This window comes from Glaciecola sp. MF2-115 (assembly GCF_047250385.1).
GTDB lineage: Bacteria > Pseudomonadota > Gammaproteobacteria > Enterobacterales > Alteromonadaceae > Glaciecola.
This window is the reverse complement of sequence record NZ_JBLBVM010000032.1, coordinates 33,420-51,983: the sequence shown is the minus strand read 5'-3', so window position 1 is coordinate 51,983 and position 18,564 is coordinate 33,420. Positions and strand designations below refer to the sequence as shown.

Genomic DNA, 18,564 nt, shown 5'->3' with positions numbered 1-18,564 from the left:
TGAAGTGACCCCATTAAGTTGGACTCATTTCTAAGCGGCGACCAAGGCCTGATTTCGATATTGTGTCGGACTCAGGCCTTTTAGTTTTAGCTTAATGCGTTCGTTGTTGTAATAATCAATGTATTGTTTGATGTTTTCAATAAGTTCATTTGCGTCTTTGAACGTTTCATTGTGATACATCTCAGTTTTTAATATGCCGAAGAAGTTCTCTGCAACGGCGTTGTCTAAGCAATTTCCTTTCCTAGACATACTCTGAAGTAATCCATGCTCTTTCAGATGTTGTTGGTATTGTTTATTTTGATATTGCCAACCTTGGTCTGAGTGTATGAGTGGCTTCTCATGCTTCAGCAGCTTTGCTGTTGCGGTCTTGAGCATATCAGTAACCAAGGGTAACGTAACAGAGGTTCGTACCTCGTAGCTGACTACCTCTTGGTTAAACAGGTCTATTATCGGTGACAAATATACTTTTTGGTCATTAACCTTAAATTCTGTTACATCGGTCACCCATTTTTGATTTGGCTTGTTCGCCGTAAATTCACGTTTAAGGACATTTTCAGCAATTCTGCCGACTTCACCTTTGTAAGATTTATAGCGCTTGGGTCTAACTTTGGACTTTAAACCAAGCTCGTTCATTAGGCGTTGTACCCGCTTATGGTTAACCACCAACCCCATAGCTCTTAGCGCATAAGTAATTCTACGATAGCCATATCGTCCTTTATGTTTGTGATAGATATCACGTATTTTTACGCGTAAGTCAGTATTGGGACAGGACCTATTTAGTGCATTACGATGGTAGTAATACACGCTTTTAGGAAGCCCTGTAGCCTTTAATAAATGTTGTAATCTGTATATTGCCTTGAGCTCTTCGACAACTATCGTCTTGTCTTTGCTTTCTTCTTTTTGGCTTGAGCCAAGGCTTCTAACTTTTTTAAGATAGCGTTCTCTGCGCGTAGATAATCCAATTCTTCCCTGAGCTCTTTTTCAGACATTTCTGCTGATGGTTTAGGAGTTGAAGAGTCATAAGTCACGCGGGGCCTACCTTTTTTCTTTGGTTTCAGACGGGTTATACCATCATGAGCATAAAGCTTTTGCCATTGAAATAAAATACCAGGGGATGATAAGTCGAAATAGGCACTAGTGAAACCGAGAGACCACTCATTACGTCTCATTGTTTTAAGCACATTAAGTTTAAATTTGCATGTATAGGGAAGTTGCTTGTGAGTAAAGCTATCAAGGCCGTTGATGCGATATACTAACGCCCAGTAACGAATGAGGTTAGCGCGTACCCCAAACTTCCGCTCTAAGACTACTGAACTCTCTTCTTGGGCTAATTTCGCTAGCTTTAACTTAAATACTTTGTGATGTTTGGACATAAAAAGACCCCCAGTAATTGGATTGTCCAACTATTGGGGGTCACTTCAAAAGCTGGCTTTTTGTTTAAAGGACACACCTATATCCCTAAACAAGGACACACCTATTTTGCGATTATCGCAAAATAGGTGTGTCCTTGTTTAGCGGTTTCGATGGTTTACGAGTTTAGGGGTTGGACTTCAGATCGTTCTGCATTTACATTAGCTATTATCAATTAATTAATGTGTACTGATACAAATATGACGCCTGCCATCCTATTCTTGGAAAAACAGAAAGTAGAGTTTGAATTACTTGAATATGAGCATGATGCCTCGAATCAAAATTTTGCAAACGAAGCTGCTGAGAAATTGGGTCTAAAAGCAGAAAGCGTATTTAAAACGCTCGTTGTTGAGGTTGATAGTGATAAATTCGTTGTTGCAATAGTGCCTTCGAATAAACAATTAAGTATGAAAAAACTCGCAAAAGCGGTTTCTGGAAAAAAAGCCATACTAGCTCAGGCAAAGAAAGTGCAGAACATGACAGGTTATGTACTAGGTGGTGTCAGCCCTTTTGGACAAAAGAAGCGTTTAGTTACAATTCTGGATGTTAGCGCCAATAACTTTGAGAGTATTTTCGTGAGCGGTGGGCGTCGTGGTTTAGAATTGTCAATTAACCCCGCGGTTTTTCCAGAATATTTGAACGCGAGAATAAGCGATATAGCCACATAAAAAACTTCTTACACAATTACGGGAAAACAATGAACATCACAACAGAAATAGTAGATTATGGTGATAAACGTCAAGCTGATGAATTGCTTTCGCTTTTGAATGCTTACGCTAAAGATCCTATGGGTGGTGGCAGTGAGCTTGCGAGTTTCTCAAAGCAGAACCTCATTGGCGAACTAAAGAAGCGACCGTTTATCTTCTCTATCATTTGTTATGTCGACGGTAAACCGGCCGGATTTTCGAATTGCATTGAAGGTTTTTCTACCTTTAAATGCAAACCACTCATTAACATTCATGATTTCGCCGTTAATCCTGAGTTTAGAGGTTTGCAACTGAGTCAAAAAATGATGAGCAAGATTGAAGAGATAGCAATCGCCAAAGGTTGCTGCAAAATAACCTTAGAAGTACTTGAAGGCAACCTTGTTGCTAAAAACGCTTATATCAAATCTGGCTTCAAAGGCTATGAATTAGATCCAGAAATGGGCAAGGCGGTATTTTGGGAAAAGCCATTATGAAATGTAACTGCACTTACATGAATAAGACACTAATCTCACTAAATCCTCGGAAATACACCTGTCTTCTTAACGGTACTATAAGCAAAACTCGTATCAATTGACGCAATACTACCTATGGGATGCAAAACCTTGCGCACGAAAACTTCGTAGGCGTGTAAGTCGGCAACAACCACTTTTAACAGGTAATCAGAAACCCCCGTCATGACATAGCACTCTAAGACTTGCTCGGCAAACTCGATGTGTTGCTCAAAGTTAGAAACCACGTCTGCAGTATGTTTTTCTAATTGGACACGGGCGAACACGGTAATGGGCAAACCATATGCCTCATTGTCCACTTCAACACCATAGCCTTTAATGATACCGGAGTTTTCCAAATTTCTTAATCTGCGAAGACAGGGGGAAGGACTTAGGTTCACTTTAGCTGCGAGCTCTTGATTACTCATTCTGCCGTCAACCTGCAATTCACGAATGATTTCGCGATCTTTATTATCCATATTTAATTTTGAGTGACTCATTTTGGCATAATCTGCTAATTAATATCGAATTTAGGGCTAAACTAGCACGAATTCACCTTCCGATGAAGCATATAATTTGCGAAATATAAAATGCCAAATCCTTATATTGTTGGCTGTAATCATTGCTTGATATTCAGGTTTTTCGGGAGGTACTATGCAAGATACTAGTAAGAATTTTTCAACTTTAGCCATTCACCACGGTTATGACGCTCAGCAAAACCAAGGTGCTTTGACGCCTCCCATTCATCTTACCTCTACCTTCGCGTTTGAAACCGCTGAGGCTGGTGGTGAAATGTTTGCAGGTGAACGCGATGGACATTTTTATTCTCGTATCTCAAACCCAACCTTAGATATTCTGGAACAACGCATTGCCGCTTTAGAAGGCACGGAAGCTGGTTTAGCTCTAGCTTCAGGTATTGGTGCTATCTCTTCAGTCATGTGGACATTACTCTCACCTGGTGATGAAATTATTGCGGATAAAACGCTTTATGGTTGTACCTTTTCGTTTTTGAATCATGGCTTAGCTAAGTTTGGTATTAAAGTGACTCAGGTTGATCTTTCAAACCATGAGCTGCTTGCAGAAGCAATTTCAAGCAAAACGAAAGTTGTTTATTTTGAAACGCCTGCTAACCCAAATATGCGTTTAGTTGATATTGAAGCCGTTTCTAAAATTGCACATAAGCATGATGTAAAGGTCGTCGTCGACAACACCTATGCAACGCCTTATTTGACTCAGCCCATTAAATTAGGTGCAGATTTGGTGGTGCACTCTGCTACTAAATACCTAGGCGGTCACGGCGATTTAGTGGCTGGATTAATTGCTGGACCAAAGGAAATCATTAGCGAAATTCGTTTGTACGGTATGAAAGATATGACCGGCGCTTGCATGGCGCCATTTAACGCAATGTTAGTTATGCGTGGAATGAAAACACTCGAATTAAGAATGGATAGACATTGTCAAAGCGCAATGCGCGTAGCAAAAATGTTGGAAGCTAATCCAATTGTAGAGTCGGTTTGTTATCCTGGGCTTGAAAGCTTTGAGCAGTTTGAACTCGCCAAAAAACAAATGTCGGATTTTGGTGGAATGATCACTTTCGAAGTGAAAGGTGGTATCCAAACCGGTATTAAAATGATGAATAAGTTGAAAATGATTCAGCGTGCTGTTTCACTGGGCGACGCAGAAACATTGATTCAACACCCTGCCAGTATGACACACTCAACCTATACGCCAGAGGAACGATTAGAGCATGGTATTAGTGATGGCTTAATAAGGCTGTCCGTTGGGCTAGAAGGTATTGAAGATATTCTGGATGACTTACAGCAAGCGCTCAACACTTTAAGTGCTGAATCTCTCCTATCAAGCGTAGTGGAAAGTGCATCTTAAATAATAGCAATTAACTTAGCTTATCTTAACTTAGCTAGAAATTGATTAGCAAGTAAGGGAAAACAAATGTGAACCTTACTTGCTAATGGCGATGCGCCCTACAGTAGTTAGTAAAAGACTATTCAAGCTTTCTTAGAGAGTAATATAACCATCGCCACACCGCCTAATATAGCTATCGATGCCAAAAATAATCTCAGGCTGATGTCTTCTTCTAAAAAGACGATACCACCAAGGGTAGCAATAACAGGCACGGTTAACTGCACCGAAGCAGAAGTCGCTGACTTTAAATAAGGCAACACCGCATACCATATTGCATAACCTATCCCAGACGTGATCACGCCCGAAGCTACTGCCAGCAACAAGCCATCCATTGATATCGACATGTCATTTATAAAAAAGAGACTTAGCAGCAGCGTTATCAAAGATGCTCGAATAAAGTTTTCAGTCGTAGATTGACTCGGATTCAGCACTTTTTTACCCATAATTGAATACACTCCCCAAGCAATGCCTGCTAATACCATGAGCAAGGCTCCGAAAATCGGAGGAGCACTAATACCGGGAAGGAATAAATACACGAGACCAACTAGGGCTATTGCAAAGCCAAACCATTGCGCCAAACTAAATCGAGAGCCTTGAAATAAGGCAATTGTGATCATTGTTATTTGAACCGTCGCAAAAAGGATTAAAGCACCAGTGCCAGTAGATAGGGAAATATAAGAGAAAGAAAAACCTGCCGCATAAGCGAATAACGCAAGTCCACCCAGCCAACTACTTTGTTTGAGTGAACATAAGTGACAAAGCCTTGTGTTGAAATTTGCACGAGGATTTGAAGAATCAAAAGGCTTTAAATCGCCAGCTTTGTTTTCGCTTAACTTAGAAATTGAAAGTACTAAAATTGATAAGATGATAGCGCCACTTATCAACCTAACTGATGTGAAAGTGGCGGGATCAATTGTGCCTGATTCTAAGGCCATTCGACACAAAACAGAATTTCCAGCAAAAGCCAGCATGGCCACAAAGGTACCGACAATTAGCTGGAAGTTCATATACTAAACGTAGTCAAATTGTTGATCTGTTAATGCCAATAGATCATCCGCTGCGCTTAAAACGACCGATTTGTGCATTTCTTTTCTAGGCAAAATTCGTTTCATATAAAAAGCACAAGTATTTGCTTTGCCTTTTGCTATATGTTCATTCGAAGAATGCGAAGCGGCACTAGCCATATCAAGCCAGAGTATACCCAATAAGGAATACGCGCTGTAGTGCAAGTAATCGGTAGCGGCTCCCGCAACATCCTCTGCCTTGGCACCAAGTAAGGCTTGAGAAACCTCATTCCACTCTTGCAGCAAAGTCTGTGCTTGTGTTTGTTTCTCGTTATCGCTCATTGCAGCAATACGAGTTGAAAGTAAGCTAAATGTTGCTTGCTGCATGTCTCCGCCATCTCTGGTGAGTTTACGACCGATAAGGTCAGCAGCTTGAATGCCGTTGGTTCCTTCATACAATTGAGCAATACGAGTATCACGGACTAATTGCTCCATGCCCCATTCGCGTACGTAGCCATGACCACCATAAATTTGAATACCAAGGTTTGTCACTTCGGTTCCCATATCGGTCATAAAGCCCTTGCAGATAGGAGTTAGAAAGGCGATTACTTTCGCAGCTTGCTCATGGCGCTCGTCGCTTGTGTATTTTTCAACATCCATTTGTTGAGCGTAAAGTAGAGCAAGCGCTCGGCAGCCTTCGGTTAAGGCTTTCTGAGTCAACAGCATTTTCTTAACATCAGGATGATGAATAATAGCATCGGCCTTTTGTTCTGGTTGTTGAACGCCCTGAGGAGCTCTTGATTGCAAGCGCTCTCGTGCATATGCCAACGCACCTTGATAAGAGGCTTCAGCCGCGCCTAGGCCTTGTAAGCCCACTTGAAAGCGAGCATCGTTCATCATGGTGAACATGCAAGCAAGTCCTTTGTTTTCTTCTCCGACTAACCAACCTTTCGCACCGTCATAATTCATCACGCAAGTTGGGCTGGCTTTTATGCCCATTTTCTTTTCTATGCTACCAACACTGACTGCATTCTTCTCAGCGGGCTCACCATTTTCATCAAGTAAAAATTTGGGAACAAGGAAGAGGCTGATACCACGAACGCCTGCAGGTGCATCAGGTAATCTTGCTAGCACTAAATGAACAATATTGTCGGTCCAATCTTGATCACCACCGGTTATGAATATTTTATTGCCGGTGACAGAGTAAGAACCATCCTCTTGCGGTATTGCTTTCGTATTAAGCAAAGCCAAGTCTGTTCCAGCATGAGGTTCGGTCAAGTTCATGGTGCCCGTCCATTCGCCGCTGATCAGCTTTGGTAAATATAAGGCTTTCAACTCATCTGTAGCATGTTTATCGACAGCGAGCATGGCACTTTCTGTAAGCATCGTCGTTAAACGCCAACTCAGGTTTGCCGCATTCAACATCTCATGCACGGGGATTGCAGCAGAGTAGGGTAAGTCTTGGCCATCAAATTCAGGATTGCCTAACATTGCATTCCAACCATTTGCAATATACTCATGATATGCCTCTGCAAAACCTGTTGGCGTTTTTACTGAGCCATCAATTAACTTGCAACCTTCTTCATCGCCCTCGCGATTTAGAGGCGCAACCGCATCCTCTGCAAACCTCGCACCTTGGGCGATGATTTCATTGACCAATTCTGCATCCATGCCCTCGGCGCCAACATCTTGATAGTGCTTATCGATTGCTAGCCAGTCATTAAGTAAAAATTGTAAATCTGTAATAGGGGCTTTAAATTGCGGCATAGGAACTCCGGAGATTGCTAATAAAAAACTAATAAGCTAAAAGTACGTGAAAAACGATAAAAAGATGACTTTTAGGTTGAATATGTTGCTATTGTGCAGGAACTTGCATTTTTTTGCTATTGTTTGTCACAACAAATCCGTCTCTATACATAATTAAATTGTCAGGATTCTGCCAAAGATCATGTCTTGTATCGAAAGGGTCAATGAAGTCAACCTGTTGAATCTGACTATCTACCCAACTGGGGGGAGTTATCGGACCATCTTCGCTTGTAAAGCCTCCACTGAGGCTACAAGAAAATAACATGATGCCAGATTGAGTGACGCCAAGAAGCTGATCAACCTCGACATTGAACCCAGTTTTTTCCCAAGTATTTCGATGAGCGGTACATTGTGCGGATTCTTCTGAAATAGGATCTCCGATAGGCAGGTCATATAAGCCACTTGTGCTATGTTTAAGCACTAATAAAGTATCCTGTACTCGAATAAGACAGCCAGCTGGGCCAGCATAGTCAGCGTTAAATGCTTGCGCAATGCGACAAGTCGGTGGGGAAGGCGCTTTCGAACAAGCAGTTAGTACAAGTACAAAAAGCAAAGAAATTAATTTAAATCCAGAATTCAAAATAAGCAGTAAGAGTAAGCATAAAATTGCACACTAAAGGGCAATCAATTAAGAATCAAGTCATTCGGTAAAGAAAGTGTAAAGAAAACGCTGAAGTGCTATAAGAATTGATAGATTCACCTTACAATACCAGCGAATCAATATATGCGAGCTAGTTACTGTGAGCTAATAACTGCGAGCTAAAAACTGCGAGCTAAAAACTGCGAAAAGCTTGCTAAAAATCCAATAGGAACCCTGATGTCTAAGTTTGTTAAGTTTTCTCCTCTATTAATCGGCGTCGTGGCCCTTGTTGGTTTCGTCGTCTATCTTAACCTTCCCGCGGCGGAGCAAGGCGGTGCGCAGCGTGGTGGTGGCGCAACTCCTGTGCTTACCACAAAGGCGCAAACTCAAGCCTTCCCAATCGTTGTTGAGGCATTAGGGACGGCTGTTGCTAACGAATCTGTAAACTTAACGGCACAACAAGCTGAAATAGTAAAAGCGGTTCTATTTGAAGACGGCGATCTCGTCAAGAAAGGTCAGTTGCTTATTGAGTTAAGTAACCGTGAAGAAAAGGCCCGTGTTAATGAACTTTCTATAAATATCGCAGAAGCAAAACGTCAGCTTAATCGTATCAAAGGCCTAGCAAAACAGAGCGCAGCGTCTGAACAGTTACTCGATGAACAAAGGGCACGTGTGGATGCACTAGAAGCCCAGAAAGATGTGGCGGACGCACAATTAGCGGAATTAGAAGTACGCGCACCGTTTGCTGGTCGCTTAGGTCTTCGTCAGGTAAGTATCGGTAGCTTAGTGCGCCCCGGTGATGTTATTTCTACTCTCGATGATTTAAGCGTCGTTAAAGTTGACTTCAGTATTTCTGAACTGCACCTTGCGAGTGTAGCTTTAGGTCAGAGCGTGGAAGCTACATCTATTGCTTACCCAGGGGAACGTTTCAAGGGTCAAATTACCAGTATTGATTCTAGAATTGATCCTGTCACACGTGCCATTCAAATCAGGGCTCAAATACCTAATGAGAACCTAAAGCTTAGGCCAGGCATGTTGTTGCAGATTAACGTGGAGAAGCGTGTCATTGATGCGCTTGTTATTCCTGAAGGAGCTTTGATCCCAGAGGGTGAATCACAATTTGTATTTGTGGTTGACGGCGACAACAAAGCACGTAAAACCAAGGTGCAGATTGGCCAAAGAAAGCCAGGCTGGATACAAATACTAGATGGTCTTGAAGCCGGACAAGAAGTAATTGTTGAGGGCACATTAAAAGTTCGAGATGGTGCGACAGTTACCGCAACAGCTCTTAACGCTGCTGCTGATAAAGCTTAGGAGGCTGTATGTTATTATCTGATGTCTCAGTCAAACGTCCGGTTTTTGCTTCTGTCGTAAACCTCATTTTGTTAGTTTTCGGTATAGTGGCAATTACATTCTTGTCACTGCGAGAGTACCCGGATATCGATCCTCCTATCGTATCAGTTAACACAAGCTACCCAGGCGCTTCTGCTGAAATTATTGAAACGCGGATTACTCAGCTCTTAGAAGATCGAATAAGTGGTATAGAGGGAATGAAGAACATCACTTCATCTAGCCGTAACGGCCGTTCTAGTATCACCATAGAGTTTAACCTTAGCCGAGATATTGATGCAGCTTCAAATGATGTGCGTGAAAGAGTATCCCGTGCCTTAAATAATTTACCTGATCAAGCATTGCCGCCAGAAGTATCTAAATCGAATAGTGATGAAGATGTGATCGTTTGGTACAACCTGCGCAGCACAAACCTCAATACAATGGAACTTACCGACTATGCTGATAGGTTCATTGTAGATCGATTGTCTACAACGGACGGTGTTGCACGAGTGCAAATTGGCGGCGGACGAACCTACGCCATGAAAGTGTGGCTCGACCGCAACGCGATGGCTGCGCGAGGCATCACAGTCAATGATATAGAACGAGTTATTCGTTCTGAAAACGTCGAACTGCCAGCAGGGCGGGTTGAATCTAACGAACGTGATTTCGACGTTCGTGTTGCTCGTTCATTCTTAACACCTGCAGACTTTGCAAACTTAACCGTTAAAGCAGGGGCCGATGGCTTTTTAATTCGTCTATCAGAAGTAGCGAAGGTGGAATTGGCCGCTGAAGACGATGAAACCGAATTCCGTGGCGACGGCGTTAACATGATTGGTTTAGGGATCGTAAAGCAATCTAAAGCCAACACGCTCGATGTAGCGAAAGCAGCGAAAGAGGCCGTTAAGAGAATTGAAGCGACCTTGCCAGACAATATTTATTTCGTTGAAAGCTATGACTCATCGGTGTTTATCGAAGAGTCTATCAGCGAGGTCTACAACACACTCGGTATCGCGATGTTCATGGTGATCGTGGTTATTTATTTATTCTTAGGTAATATTCGAGCAACCTTAATTCCAGCGGTGACAGTTCCTGTATCCTTAGTTGCAGCCTTCATTGTCATGTACATGCTGGGCTACTCGATCAACTTGCTCACGCTATTAGCCTTGGTGCTAGCCATCGGCCTGGTCGTTGATGACGCGATTGTAGTTTTAGAAAATATATATCGACGTATTGAAATGGGTGAACCTCCTATATTAGCTGCATATCGTGGCGCTCGGGAGGTCGGCTTTGCCGTTATAGCCACAACCTTAGTGTTGATATCTGTATTTTTACCATTGGTATTTTTAGAGGGGAATATCGGTCGTCTCTTCACCGAGTTTGCTATCGCAATTGCAGCTGCTGTGGCATTTTCAAGTTTCACCGCACTCACCTTATCACCGATGCTTGCTTCGAAATTGTTGAAGAAAAGAGAGCGAAGCTCAGGCTTTGGTAAATGGGTTGATGTGAGTTTTAAAAAATTAGAACTAAAATATTACAACAGCCTAGGCACCACAATTAAGCAACCTGTCTTGATGTTGCTAACTGTTGTTGTCAGCATAGTATTGTTATTCCAACTGCAAAGCAGAATTCCTGAAGAGTTTGTTCCTCGCGAAGATAGAGGCAATTTCTTTGTACTCATGCAAGCGCAAGAGGGTGCCAGTTTCGAGAGTAACGCACGTAACTTGAAATTGATTGAAGATATCTTACTTCCTTACAGAGAATCTGGTGAAGCGAGACGTATATTGGTTAGAACCCCAGGCTTCGGTGGTACTGCCGGTATTGCTATCGTTGGTGCTGCTGATTGGGAAGACCGTGAGCGATCTACTTTCGACTTAATGAATGAAATTAGCGGTAAAATGGCAGCCATTCCGGATGTGAGAGCATTCGCTATCATGCGCTCTGCGCTTGGTGGAAGAGGTGTTGGTCGACCTGTTCAATTTGTACTGCAAGGGAATACCTACGAAGAACTCACTAGTTGGCGCGATATCGTGATGGAGAAAGCGGCTGAGAACCCGAAACTACTGCGTGTTGACTCTGATTATAAGGAAACGTCTCCTCAGCTGTTAGTGAACATAGACAGAGATAGAGCGGCAGATTTAGGTGTGTCAATTTCAGAAGTCGGTAGAACCTTAGAAACCATGCTTGGACAAAGACGTGTTTCAACCTACTTAGACCGTGGCCAAGAATACGATGTGATTTTGGAAGGTAATGAGGCTGACTATCGAAGCCCTAGTAGCATCGATAATATCTATGTGCGTTCAGAACGCACGGGTCAATTGATCCCAATGGACAATCTATTGAAGATATCTGAACGAGCTACTTCAAATACCTTGAACCGCTACAATCGAATGCGAGCCATCACAATCAGTGCGAACTTAGCCGATGATTACACAGTAGGTGAAGCCTTAGCGTTTTTGGAAAACGTTGTGGCGACTGAACTACCTGATGGAGTATCAATTGACTACAAGGGTGAGTCGCAGTTATACCAAGAGTCAGGTTCTTCCTTTATTTTTATCTTTGCATTAGCTCTTGCAATCACTTATTTGGTGTTAGCGGCTCAATTTGAAAGCTGGATCCATCCTCTAGTGATCATGTTCACAGTACCTTTGGCATTAGTTGGCGCCTATGTTGGTTTATACTTATCTGGTATGTCGATCAATATTTATAGCCAAATTGGACTGGTGATGCTGATTGGTCTGGCAGCAAAAAATGGGATACTGATTGTTGAATTTGCTAACCAACTTAGAGATGCTGGCGTTGAGTTTGAAGAAGCGCTGAAGCGCGCCTCCATGCTTAGACTACGCCCAATCGTGATGACGGGTTTCACTACCGTCTTTAGCGCCTTGCCTTTAGTTTTAGCATCAGGACCCGGCGCTGAGTCCAGGGCCGTTATCGGAATGGTAATCTTTGCCGGTGTCATATTCTCAGCGTTTATGACTTTGTTTATTGTCCCTACGGCATATGCTTATTTAGCAAGAGGAACAGGTTCACCTGAGCAGCTATCTAGCGAACTTGAGCAGCTGGAGTCAGAAGTGCCCTATAAGAAAGGTGATGACGAACTGCAAGCACAAGCAAAGGCCGATATTGCGGAGTAAACAATAATGAATGCACAATGTAGGCGACTAGTCTGCATTGGGCCTTCTTAATAAAGTTGAGAGTGCGTTTTAACACGCACTTTTTTTGGGCAAAAAAAAGCCCTAATATCAATTAGGGCTTTGGCATTCTAACTTAACAGGTGAGCTACAGTTTACTCATCTAAGAAGCTTTTCAATTGCTCCGAGCGGCTAGGGTGGCGTAGTTTACGCAATGCCTTCGCTTCGATCTGTCTGATACGCTCACGTGTTACGTCGAACTGTTTACCAACTTCTTCCAAAGTATGGTCAGTGTTCATATCAATACCAAATCGCATTCTAAGTACTTTCGCTTCACGTGCTGTTAGGCCCGCTAACACTTCTTGTGTTGCATCTTTCAGACTTCCGCCAGTAGCAGAGTCAAGAGGCTGAATGATAGTACTATCTTCAATGAAGTCACCTAAGTGCGAATCTTCGTCATCACCAATAGGTGTTTCCATTGAGATTGGCTCTTTAGCAATTTTCAGCACCTTACGGATTTTGTCTTCCGGCATAAGCATGCGTTCTGACAACTCTTCTGGCGTTGGCTCTCTACCCATTTCTTGTAGCATTTGACGCGAGATACGATTCAATTTATTGATCGTTTCAATCATATGTACAGGAATACGGATTGTTCTTGCTTGGTCAGCAATAGAGCGAGTGATTGCTTGACGTATCCACCATGTAGCATAAGTTGAGAATTTATAACCACGACGGTATTCAAATTTATCAACTGCTTTCATGAGGCCGATGTTTCCTTCTTGAATCAAATCCAAGAATTGGAGACCACGGTTTGTGTATTTTTTCGCGATAGAGATAACCAAACGTAAGTTTGCTTCAACCATCTCTTTCTTCGCTCGACGCGCTTTCGCTTCACCGATCGACATTCTTCGATTGATATCTTTGATGTCTGGAATGATTAAGCCAGTTTCAGCTTCAACGGCATTCATCTTGCTAACACTACGTTCAATTTCTTCTTTAAATTCAAGAAGTTTTTCAACGTAAGCTGCTTTGCCTTCTAAGGCTTTGTAAAGCCAATCTGTGCTTGTTTCGTTCCCTGCAAATGCTTTAATGAAGTCTTTCTTCGGCATTTTGGCGTTCATGACACAGTACTTCATGACCAAACGCTCTTGGATGCGCACTCGGTCCATCATACCGCGCATGTTTTTAACCATGCGGTCGAACTGTTTAGGGATTAAACGGAATTCTTTAAATACTTCACTTAGCTCATGAATTTCTTTACGGGCTGCCTTATGTGAACGTCCTTTTGCTTCGATCACGCTCATTACTTTATTGTATTGATTACGTAAAGCAGTGAATTTCTCGCGTGCTAGTTCAGGATCGACACCCGTATCTTCCTCTTCCTCATCTTCATCATCGTCGTCATCTTCATCGTCAAGTTCGTCTTGAGATAGTTCTGAACCGATGTGAGTAGCGGTAGGAGCTACGTCTTGTTCGTTTGGATCAACAAAACCGATGATGATATCGCTAATGCGAATTTCTTCAGCTTCGAATAAGTCCCATTGATCTAGGAGGTAAGTAATGGCTTCAGGATATTCCGCTACCGAGCATTGAACTTGGTTAATACCATCTTCAATACGCTTAGCGATTTCAATTTCGCCCTCACGTGTTAAGAGTTCAACTGTACCCATTTCTCGCATGTACATGCGGACAGGGTCAGTGGTTCTACCGATTTCGCTCTCAACTGTGGCAAGTGCTTGCGCAGCAGCCTCAGCAACGTCTTCGTCGGCTGTTGTTTCTTGCATAAGTAATTCGTCGGAGTCTGGAGCAGACTCGGAAACCTTAATTCCCATGTCGTTGATCATGCGAATGATATCTTCGATCTGATCTGAATCGACTATGTCTTGAGGGAGGTGGTCGTTTACTTCGGCAAAGGTTAAGTAACCTTGTTCTTTACCTTTTGCAATCAGGAGTTTTATCTGGGACTGCTTGCTTTGCACAATATACCTTACACTTAATTGGGAGTTGTTAAACGCGAATAAGCTAACTATTTGATAAGTAACTTATTTTCAACCCGTTAAACGATACCAAGGAAAATTACCCTCAGCTTGCTTTATCGTAGCGTTTGCGAATTAGCTAGTATAACACCAAACGACTACTTTTGACTAGATTTTGTTGTTTACGTTCATAGTTCTATATGGGTTTAGTTTGTCCCATTTTCAAGCTTTATTTCGGCCTAAGTATTTTTAAGTTTAGCCATTAAGAGAATTAACTCTTGCTGCTCATTGTCTGTAAGCTCTGCAAAGCCTACTTTGGCCTCTAATTCATCAATGCGTGCTTTAAAATGCCACTTAATAAGGTTTTTAAAACAATCGATATACTCTGCCTTAACGTTCATTTCACTTGATAAAAGATCGCTTTCAAGTAATTGAGCTAAGTGTTTGATGTTCGGATGGTCACGAAAAGCTTCAAGTACCATGCCTGTGTTAGCCTTTGGATTTGCATAACAGTATGAATGCAAGTCAATAAGCAATGGCACGCCGGATATCGATGTATTTCTTAGCGGCGCTAATTTCACATTAGGACATTCGGAAGCTAGCCTCGGTGAATCCATAAGAAGGCGTAACATCATACGCAAAGGTGATTGCTTTATTTTTTGAGGTGGCTGGTAATCTACTTTTCGCGGTGCTTTTCGGCTGTTTGCATTTTTAATATCTCGTGCGAGGGTCTCTTTTGCTTCTTCGCCAAATAATTTACTTAAGTCCAGCATTAACAAATCGCGTTGATTTTCGCCTTGAATCTTTTCGATCAGGGGCATGGCTTCTGCTTTAAGTGAAGCTTTCCCTTCATTTGACGAGACTGAGTGTCGCTGTAATAAGTTGTCGAAAAAGAATTTTGATAAGGGCACAGCTTTGGCTAGCAATTCTTCAAAGGCTTCTTTACCTATCTTCCGAACCATTGTATCTGGATCTTCACCATCCGGCAGAAACAGAAATTTCATTGCTAGGCCGTCTTTCAGAAATGGTAACGCATTTTCAAGTGCTCGCCATGCCGCTTCACGACCGGCTCTATCACCGTCATAACAACAGACAATTTCTGTTGTCGATTTAAACATCGCTTGAATATGTTCAGGAGTCGTTGCCGTGCCTAGTGCGGCAACTGCATATTGAATATCGAATTGGCTAAGAGCCACAACATCCATATAGCCTTCAACTACCAATAGACGTTCGAGTTTTCGATTGTTTTGACGTGCTTGGTACAAACCAAAGAGTTCGTAACCTTTATGAAATATGGGCGTTTCAGGGCTGTTTAAATACTTGGGACCGTCGTCTTTCATCACGCGGCCACCAAAACCTACAACACGGCCTCGCTTGTCTCGGATTGGAAACATGACGCGATTGCGGAAAAAATCAAAGCGACGTTTATTGTCATTTTCCGAAATAAGTTTGAGCTCTAGTAGTCGAGATTGCTTATGGTCGTCGGTCCCAAATGTCTTTAACACCGAATCCCACTCAGGAGGAGCAAAGCCCATATCCCAAGCTTTGACGATATCCCCGCTAAGACCTCGACCCTTGAGGTATTCAATTACTTCCGGCGCTTGCGCGTGATGCTTGAGTTGATGCTGAAAATAACGGGTGACCGATTCCATCAACTGATAATCTTGCTCTCTCTGACTTTTTTGTTGCGGAGTGGGGGCCGGTGCGCCGCCTTTTTCTCTGGGAACATCGACACCATAAGTCTTCGCTAGCTCTTCAACAGCCTCTGGAAATTCTAAGCGATCAAATTCCATCAAGAAACTGATGACATTGCCTTTTGCGCCGCAACCAAAGCAATAGTAGAACTGCTTTTCCTGACTGACGGAGAATGAGGGACTTTTTTCATTATGAAATGGGCAGCAGGCTTGATGATTCTTGCCTGCTTTTTTGAGTTTTACCCGGGCATCGATAATATCTACAATATCGCTGCGGGCGATAAGATCATCGATGAAGTCGCGTGGAATACGGCCGGCCATAAAATTAAGCTAATTTTGCTTTGATACTACCGCTAAGTGCGCCCATGTCGGCACGACCCGTTACTTTAGGTTTCAACCATGCCATCACTTTACCCATGTCCTGCATATTTGCAGCACCGGTTTCAGCCATCGCCTGCTCAATTAAGGCATTGATCTCTTCGCTTGTTAAGGCTTGTGGCAAGAAGCGAGTTAGTACTGCAATTTCCGCTTCTTCTATGTCGATAAGATCTTGGCGGTCTGCCGACTTAAATGAAGTAATAGACTCTTTACGTTGTTTGACCATTTTCGTTAAAATCGCTAACACGTCAGTGTCATTCAACTCAATTCGCTCATCCACTTCACGTTGCTTAACGGCAGCTAAAGCCATTCTGAGTGTTTTCAATGTGAGCTTGTCTTTAGCGCGCATCGCATCTTTTTGCGCTTCTTTCAAAGAATCAAGTAAAGTCATTAGTCTATTCCCTCAAGTTAATTTATTCGGATATTTCTGAACGGCAGAAACAAAAACGGACGTCATAAAGACGCCCGTTTTGAATTTAATTGGCTCGACACCAAACTGTTGTTTAGTACAGTTTGATACGACGTGCGTTTTCGCGAGCTAACTTTTTCATGTGACGCTTTTTAGCAGCAGCTTTTTTGCGCTTGCGTTCCCAAGTTGGTTTTTCAAAAAATTCGCGACGGCGAACTTCAGATAGTACACCAGCTTTCTCACATGAACGTTTGAAGCGTCTTAGCGCGATATCAAACGGTTCGTTATCTCTTACTTTCACGATTGGCATTAATTCATCACCTTAAGATGTGTTTTCTTCCAGGTAAATTTTATAACCCGGGCTTAAAAAATGGTGCGGAATACTAAAACTTTTGCAAGTACTTGTAAAGCAATTTAGTACAAAAATATTTACTTTTGTTGGTTTTCCGTCAGCGGTGCGCAGTATATACTAGCGAATCGCTGATTGCACTGTGATCATTGGCTATTTTAATGCTTTTTTGATTCTTATGACGTAAGTCACTGAAACGCTTATAAACTAGATCGAAAAGCTTATTTTTTTACTGAGTATTTTAATGAAAGTTCTAGGCATCGAGACCTCTTGTGACGAAACTGGCATCGCTATTTACGACACCGACGAGGGTTTATTGGCTCACGAGTTATACAGCCAGGTAAAATTACACGCGGATTATGGTGGCGTAGTGCCAGAATTAGCATCTCGTGATCATGTTCGTAAAATAGTGCCTTTAATTAAACGCACAATGAGCAGTGCTGGTTTAAGTTCAAATGATATTGATGGTGTTGCATTTACTCGCGGTCCTGGTCTAGTAGGTGCCTTACTTGTCGGTTCTTCAGTTGGACGCAGTTTAGCTTACGCTTGGGGCGTGCCGGCAGTTGGTGTGCATCATATGGAAGGGCATTTATTAGCCCCAATGCTAGATGACAATCCACCACCCTTCCCATTTATCGCTTTGTTAGTATCAGGCGGTCACAGTATGATTGTTGATGTGCAAGGTATAGGTCGATATGAAGTGTTAGGGGAATCGTTGGATGACGCTGCGGGAGAAGCCTTTGACAAAACAGCTAAATTACTCGGTCTTGATTACCCAGGAGGCCCTCTACTAGCTAAGCTAGCTGACAAAGGAGAGGCAGGTCATTACAAATTTCCAAGACCTATGACTGATCGTCCCGGATTAGATATGAGCTTTAGCGGTCTAAAGACATTTGCAGCAAATACTATCCGTGATTGTGATGGCAGTGAACAAACTAAAGCAAATATTGCATACGCCTTCCAAGATGCAGTGGTGTCAACGTTGATGATTAAATGCCAACGGGCGCTCAAGCAAACTAATCAAAAACGATTGGTGATTGCGGGTGGAGTTAGTGCAAACCAGCAATTAAGAACGACTTTGCAAGACTTGAAACGACGTAAAGGCATTGAAGTCTACTATCCAGCTTTACAGTATTGTACCGACAACGGTGCGATGATTGCTTTTGCAGGTGCTCAACGATTACTGGCGGGTGAGTCGGTAGGCTTAGATACCAAAGCGATGCCTCGCTGGCCTTTGGATTCTTTAAAAGCAGTTTAGTTTAACATTTAGGATGACGTCACTTTTGCTTCCACAGAATGCGCTGAGGCCCTAACTTATTTGCTGATGTTTTGATTAGCTGAAACGACTCTTATTATAAAAATAGCCGTTTCCATTTT

At 42.6% G+C, this 18,564-nt stretch carries 16 protein-coding genes; 6 read left to right on the top strand and 10 right to left on the bottom strand.

Annotated features, from left to right (window positions below; translation table 11 throughout):
* Positions 1 to 30: 30 nt before the first annotated feature.
* Together ACKLNX_RS01585 and ACKLNX_RS01580 are read right to left on the bottom strand one after the other, a co-directional pair.
* On the bottom strand, positions 31 to 963 hold the full coding sequence (locus ACKLNX_RS01585) for an IS3 family transposase (protein ID WP_412970980.1): 933 nt from the start codon (positions 961 to 963) through the stop codon (positions 31 to 33).
* A complete protein-coding gene (locus tag ACKLNX_RS01580) occupies positions 873 to 1,373 on the bottom strand; it encodes a transposase (protein WP_412970979.1) in 501 nt (166 codons plus the stop codon). The genes ACKLNX_RS01585 and ACKLNX_RS01580 overlap by 91 nt, the downstream gene beginning before the upstream one ends.
* A 237-nt stretch (positions 1,374 to 1,610) precedes the next feature.
* On the opposite strand from ACKLNX_RS01580, the gene ybaK reads away from it, so the two are divergent.
* Complete coding sequence (gene ybaK / locus ACKLNX_RS01575) at positions 1,611 to 2,078, top strand: Cys-tRNA(Pro) deacylase (protein ID WP_412970978.1); 468 nt, start codon at positions 1,611 to 1,613, stop codon at positions 2,076 to 2,078.
* Positions 2,079 to 2,107: 29 nt separating this feature from the next.
* On the top strand, positions 2,108 to 2,590 hold the full coding sequence (locus ACKLNX_RS01570) for a GNAT family N-acetyltransferase (RefSeq protein ID WP_412970977.1): 483 nt from the start codon (positions 2,108 to 2,110) through the stop codon (positions 2,588 to 2,590).
* Positions 2,591 to 2,628: 38 nt separating this feature from the next.
* Here ACKLNX_RS01570 and ACKLNX_RS01565 read toward each other — a convergent pair whose 3' ends face one another.
* Entirely contained in the window at positions 2,629 to 3,105 is a 477-nt protein-coding gene (locus tag ACKLNX_RS01565; RefSeq protein WP_412970976.1) for an Lrp/AsnC family transcriptional regulator, read from the bottom strand.
* A gap of 154 nt (positions 3,106 to 3,259) precedes the next feature.
* Here ACKLNX_RS01565 and ACKLNX_RS01560 point away from each other — a divergent pair, with 154 nt between their 5' ends.
* Positions 3,260 to 4,489, top strand: coding sequence for a methionine gamma-lyase (locus ACKLNX_RS01560; RefSeq protein WP_412970975.1), 1,230 nt, complete (start codon positions 3,260 to 3,262; stop codon positions 4,487 to 4,489).
* Between the two features lie 122 nt (positions 4,490 to 4,611).
* On the opposite strand, the gene ACKLNX_RS01555 is transcribed toward ACKLNX_RS01560, so the two are convergent.
* The 3 genes from ACKLNX_RS01555 to ACKLNX_RS01545 form a co-directional block, all read right to left on the bottom strand.
* Positions 4,612 to 5,535 (bottom strand): DMT family transporter, encoded by a 924-nt coding sequence (locus ACKLNX_RS01555; protein ID WP_412970974.1) that lies wholly within the window; start codon positions 5,533 to 5,535, stop codon positions 4,612 to 4,614.
* 3 nt (positions 5,536 to 5,538) lie between these two features.
* Entirely contained in the window at positions 5,539 to 7,299 is a 1,761-nt protein-coding gene (locus tag ACKLNX_RS01550) for an acyl-CoA dehydrogenase family protein (RefSeq protein WP_412970973.1), read from the bottom strand.
* 88 nt (positions 7,300 to 7,387) lie between these two features.
* Positions 7,388 to 7,891, bottom strand: coding sequence for a DNA mismatch repair protein MutT (locus ACKLNX_RS01545; protein ID WP_412970972.1), 504 nt, complete (start codon positions 7,889 to 7,891; stop codon positions 7,388 to 7,390).
* A gap of 264 nt (positions 7,892 to 8,155) precedes the next feature.
* On the opposite strand from ACKLNX_RS01545, the gene ACKLNX_RS01540 reads away from it, so the two are divergent.
* Both ACKLNX_RS01540 and ACKLNX_RS01535 read left to right on the top strand, forming a co-directional pair.
* The gene (locus tag ACKLNX_RS01540) at positions 8,156 to 9,232 is read left to right on the top strand and encodes an efflux RND transporter periplasmic adaptor subunit (protein WP_412970971.1); all 1,077 of its coding nucleotides are present in this window, start codon (positions 8,156 to 8,158) and stop codon (positions 9,230 to 9,232) included.
* 8 nt (positions 9,233 to 9,240) lie between these two features.
* The gene (locus tag ACKLNX_RS01535) at positions 9,241 to 12,384 is read left to right on the top strand and encodes an efflux RND transporter permease subunit (RefSeq protein WP_412970970.1); all 3,144 of its coding nucleotides are present in this window, start codon (positions 9,241 to 9,243) and stop codon (positions 12,382 to 12,384) included.
* Positions 12,385 to 12,536: 152 nt separating this feature from the next.
* Here ACKLNX_RS01535 and rpoD read toward each other — a convergent pair whose 3' ends face one another.
* From rpoD to rpsU, 4 genes are all read right to left on the bottom strand, one after another.
* The gene (gene rpoD, locus ACKLNX_RS01530) at positions 12,537 to 14,363 is read right to left on the bottom strand and encodes an RNA polymerase sigma factor RpoD (protein WP_411693415.1); all 1,827 of its coding nucleotides are present in this window, start codon (positions 14,361 to 14,363) and stop codon (positions 12,537 to 12,539) included.
* A gap of 233 nt (positions 14,364 to 14,596) precedes the next feature.
* Complete coding sequence (gene dnaG / locus ACKLNX_RS01525) at positions 14,597 to 16,372, bottom strand: DNA primase (protein WP_412970969.1); 1,776 nt, start codon at positions 16,370 to 16,372, stop codon at positions 14,597 to 14,599.
* 4 nt (positions 16,373 to 16,376) lie between these two features.
* Positions 16,377 to 16,820 carry a GatB/YqeY domain-containing protein gene (locus tag ACKLNX_RS01520; RefSeq protein ID WP_411693263.1) on the bottom strand — a complete coding sequence of 148 codons (444 nt, stop codon included), beginning with the start codon at positions 16,818 to 16,820 and terminating at the stop codon, positions 16,377 to 16,379.
* Positions 16,821 to 16,932: 112 nt separating this feature from the next.
* A complete protein-coding gene (rpsU, locus tag ACKLNX_RS01515; protein ID WP_014109792.1) occupies positions 16,933 to 17,148 on the bottom strand; it encodes a 30S ribosomal protein S21 in 216 nt (71 codons plus the stop codon).
* Positions 17,149 to 17,431: 283 nt separating this feature from the next.
* Between rpsU and tsaD the strand changes: the two genes are divergently transcribed.
* The gene (gene tsaD / locus ACKLNX_RS01510; protein WP_412970968.1) at positions 17,432 to 18,445 is read left to right on the top strand and encodes a tRNA (adenosine(37)-N6)-threonylcarbamoyltransferase complex transferase subunit TsaD; all 1,014 of its coding nucleotides are present in this window, start codon (positions 17,432 to 17,434) and stop codon (positions 18,443 to 18,445) included.
* Positions 18,446 to 18,564 lie beyond the last annotated feature (119 nt).

Excerpts from the sequence above, each read along its gene's own strand:
- ACKLNX_RS01580 (WP_412970979.1), bottom strand. The coding sequence starts at position 1,373 with ATGTCCAAACATCACAAAGTATTTAAGTTAAAGCTAGCGAAATTAGCC.
- ybaK (WP_412970978.1), top strand. The coding sequence starts at position 1,611 with ATGACGCCTGCCATCCTATTCTTGGAAAAACAGAAAGTAGAGTTTGAA.
- ACKLNX_RS01570 (WP_412970977.1), top strand. The coding sequence starts at position 2,108 with ATGAACATCACAACAGAAATAGTAGATTATGGTGATAAACGTCAAGCT.
- ACKLNX_RS01565 (WP_412970976.1), bottom strand. The coding sequence starts at position 3,105 with ATGAGTCACTCAAAATTAAATATGGATAATAAAGATCGCGAAATCATT.
- ACKLNX_RS01560 (WP_412970975.1), top strand. The coding sequence starts at position 3,260 with ATGCAAGATACTAGTAAGAATTTTTCAACTTTAGCCATTCACCACGGT.
- ACKLNX_RS01555 (WP_412970974.1), bottom strand. The coding sequence starts at position 5,535 with ATGAACTTCCAGCTAATTGTCGGTACCTTTGTGGCCATGCTGGCTTTT.
- ACKLNX_RS01550 (WP_412970973.1), bottom strand. The coding sequence starts at position 7,299 with ATGCCGCAATTTAAAGCCCCTATTACAGATTTACAATTTTTACTTAAT.
- ACKLNX_RS01540 (WP_412970971.1), top strand. The coding sequence starts at position 8,156 with ATGTCTAAGTTTGTTAAGTTTTCTCCTCTATTAATCGGCGTCGTGGCC.
- ACKLNX_RS01535 (WP_412970970.1), top strand. The coding sequence starts at position 9,241 with ATGTTATTATCTGATGTCTCAGTCAAACGTCCGGTTTTTGCTTCTGTC.
- dnaG (WP_412970969.1), bottom strand. The coding sequence starts at position 16,372 with ATGGCCGGCCGTATTCCACGCGACTTCATCGATGATCTTATCGCCCGC.
- ACKLNX_RS01520 (WP_411693263.1), bottom strand. The coding sequence starts at position 16,820 with ATGACTTTACTTGATTCTTTGAAAGAAGCGCAAAAAGATGCGATGCGC.
- rpsU (WP_014109792.1), bottom strand. The coding sequence starts at position 17,148 with ATGCCAATCGTGAAAGTAAGAGATAACGAACCGTTTGATATCGCGCTA.
- tsaD (WP_412970968.1), top strand. The coding sequence starts at position 17,432 with ATGAAAGTTCTAGGCATCGAGACCTCTTGTGACGAAACTGGCATCGCT.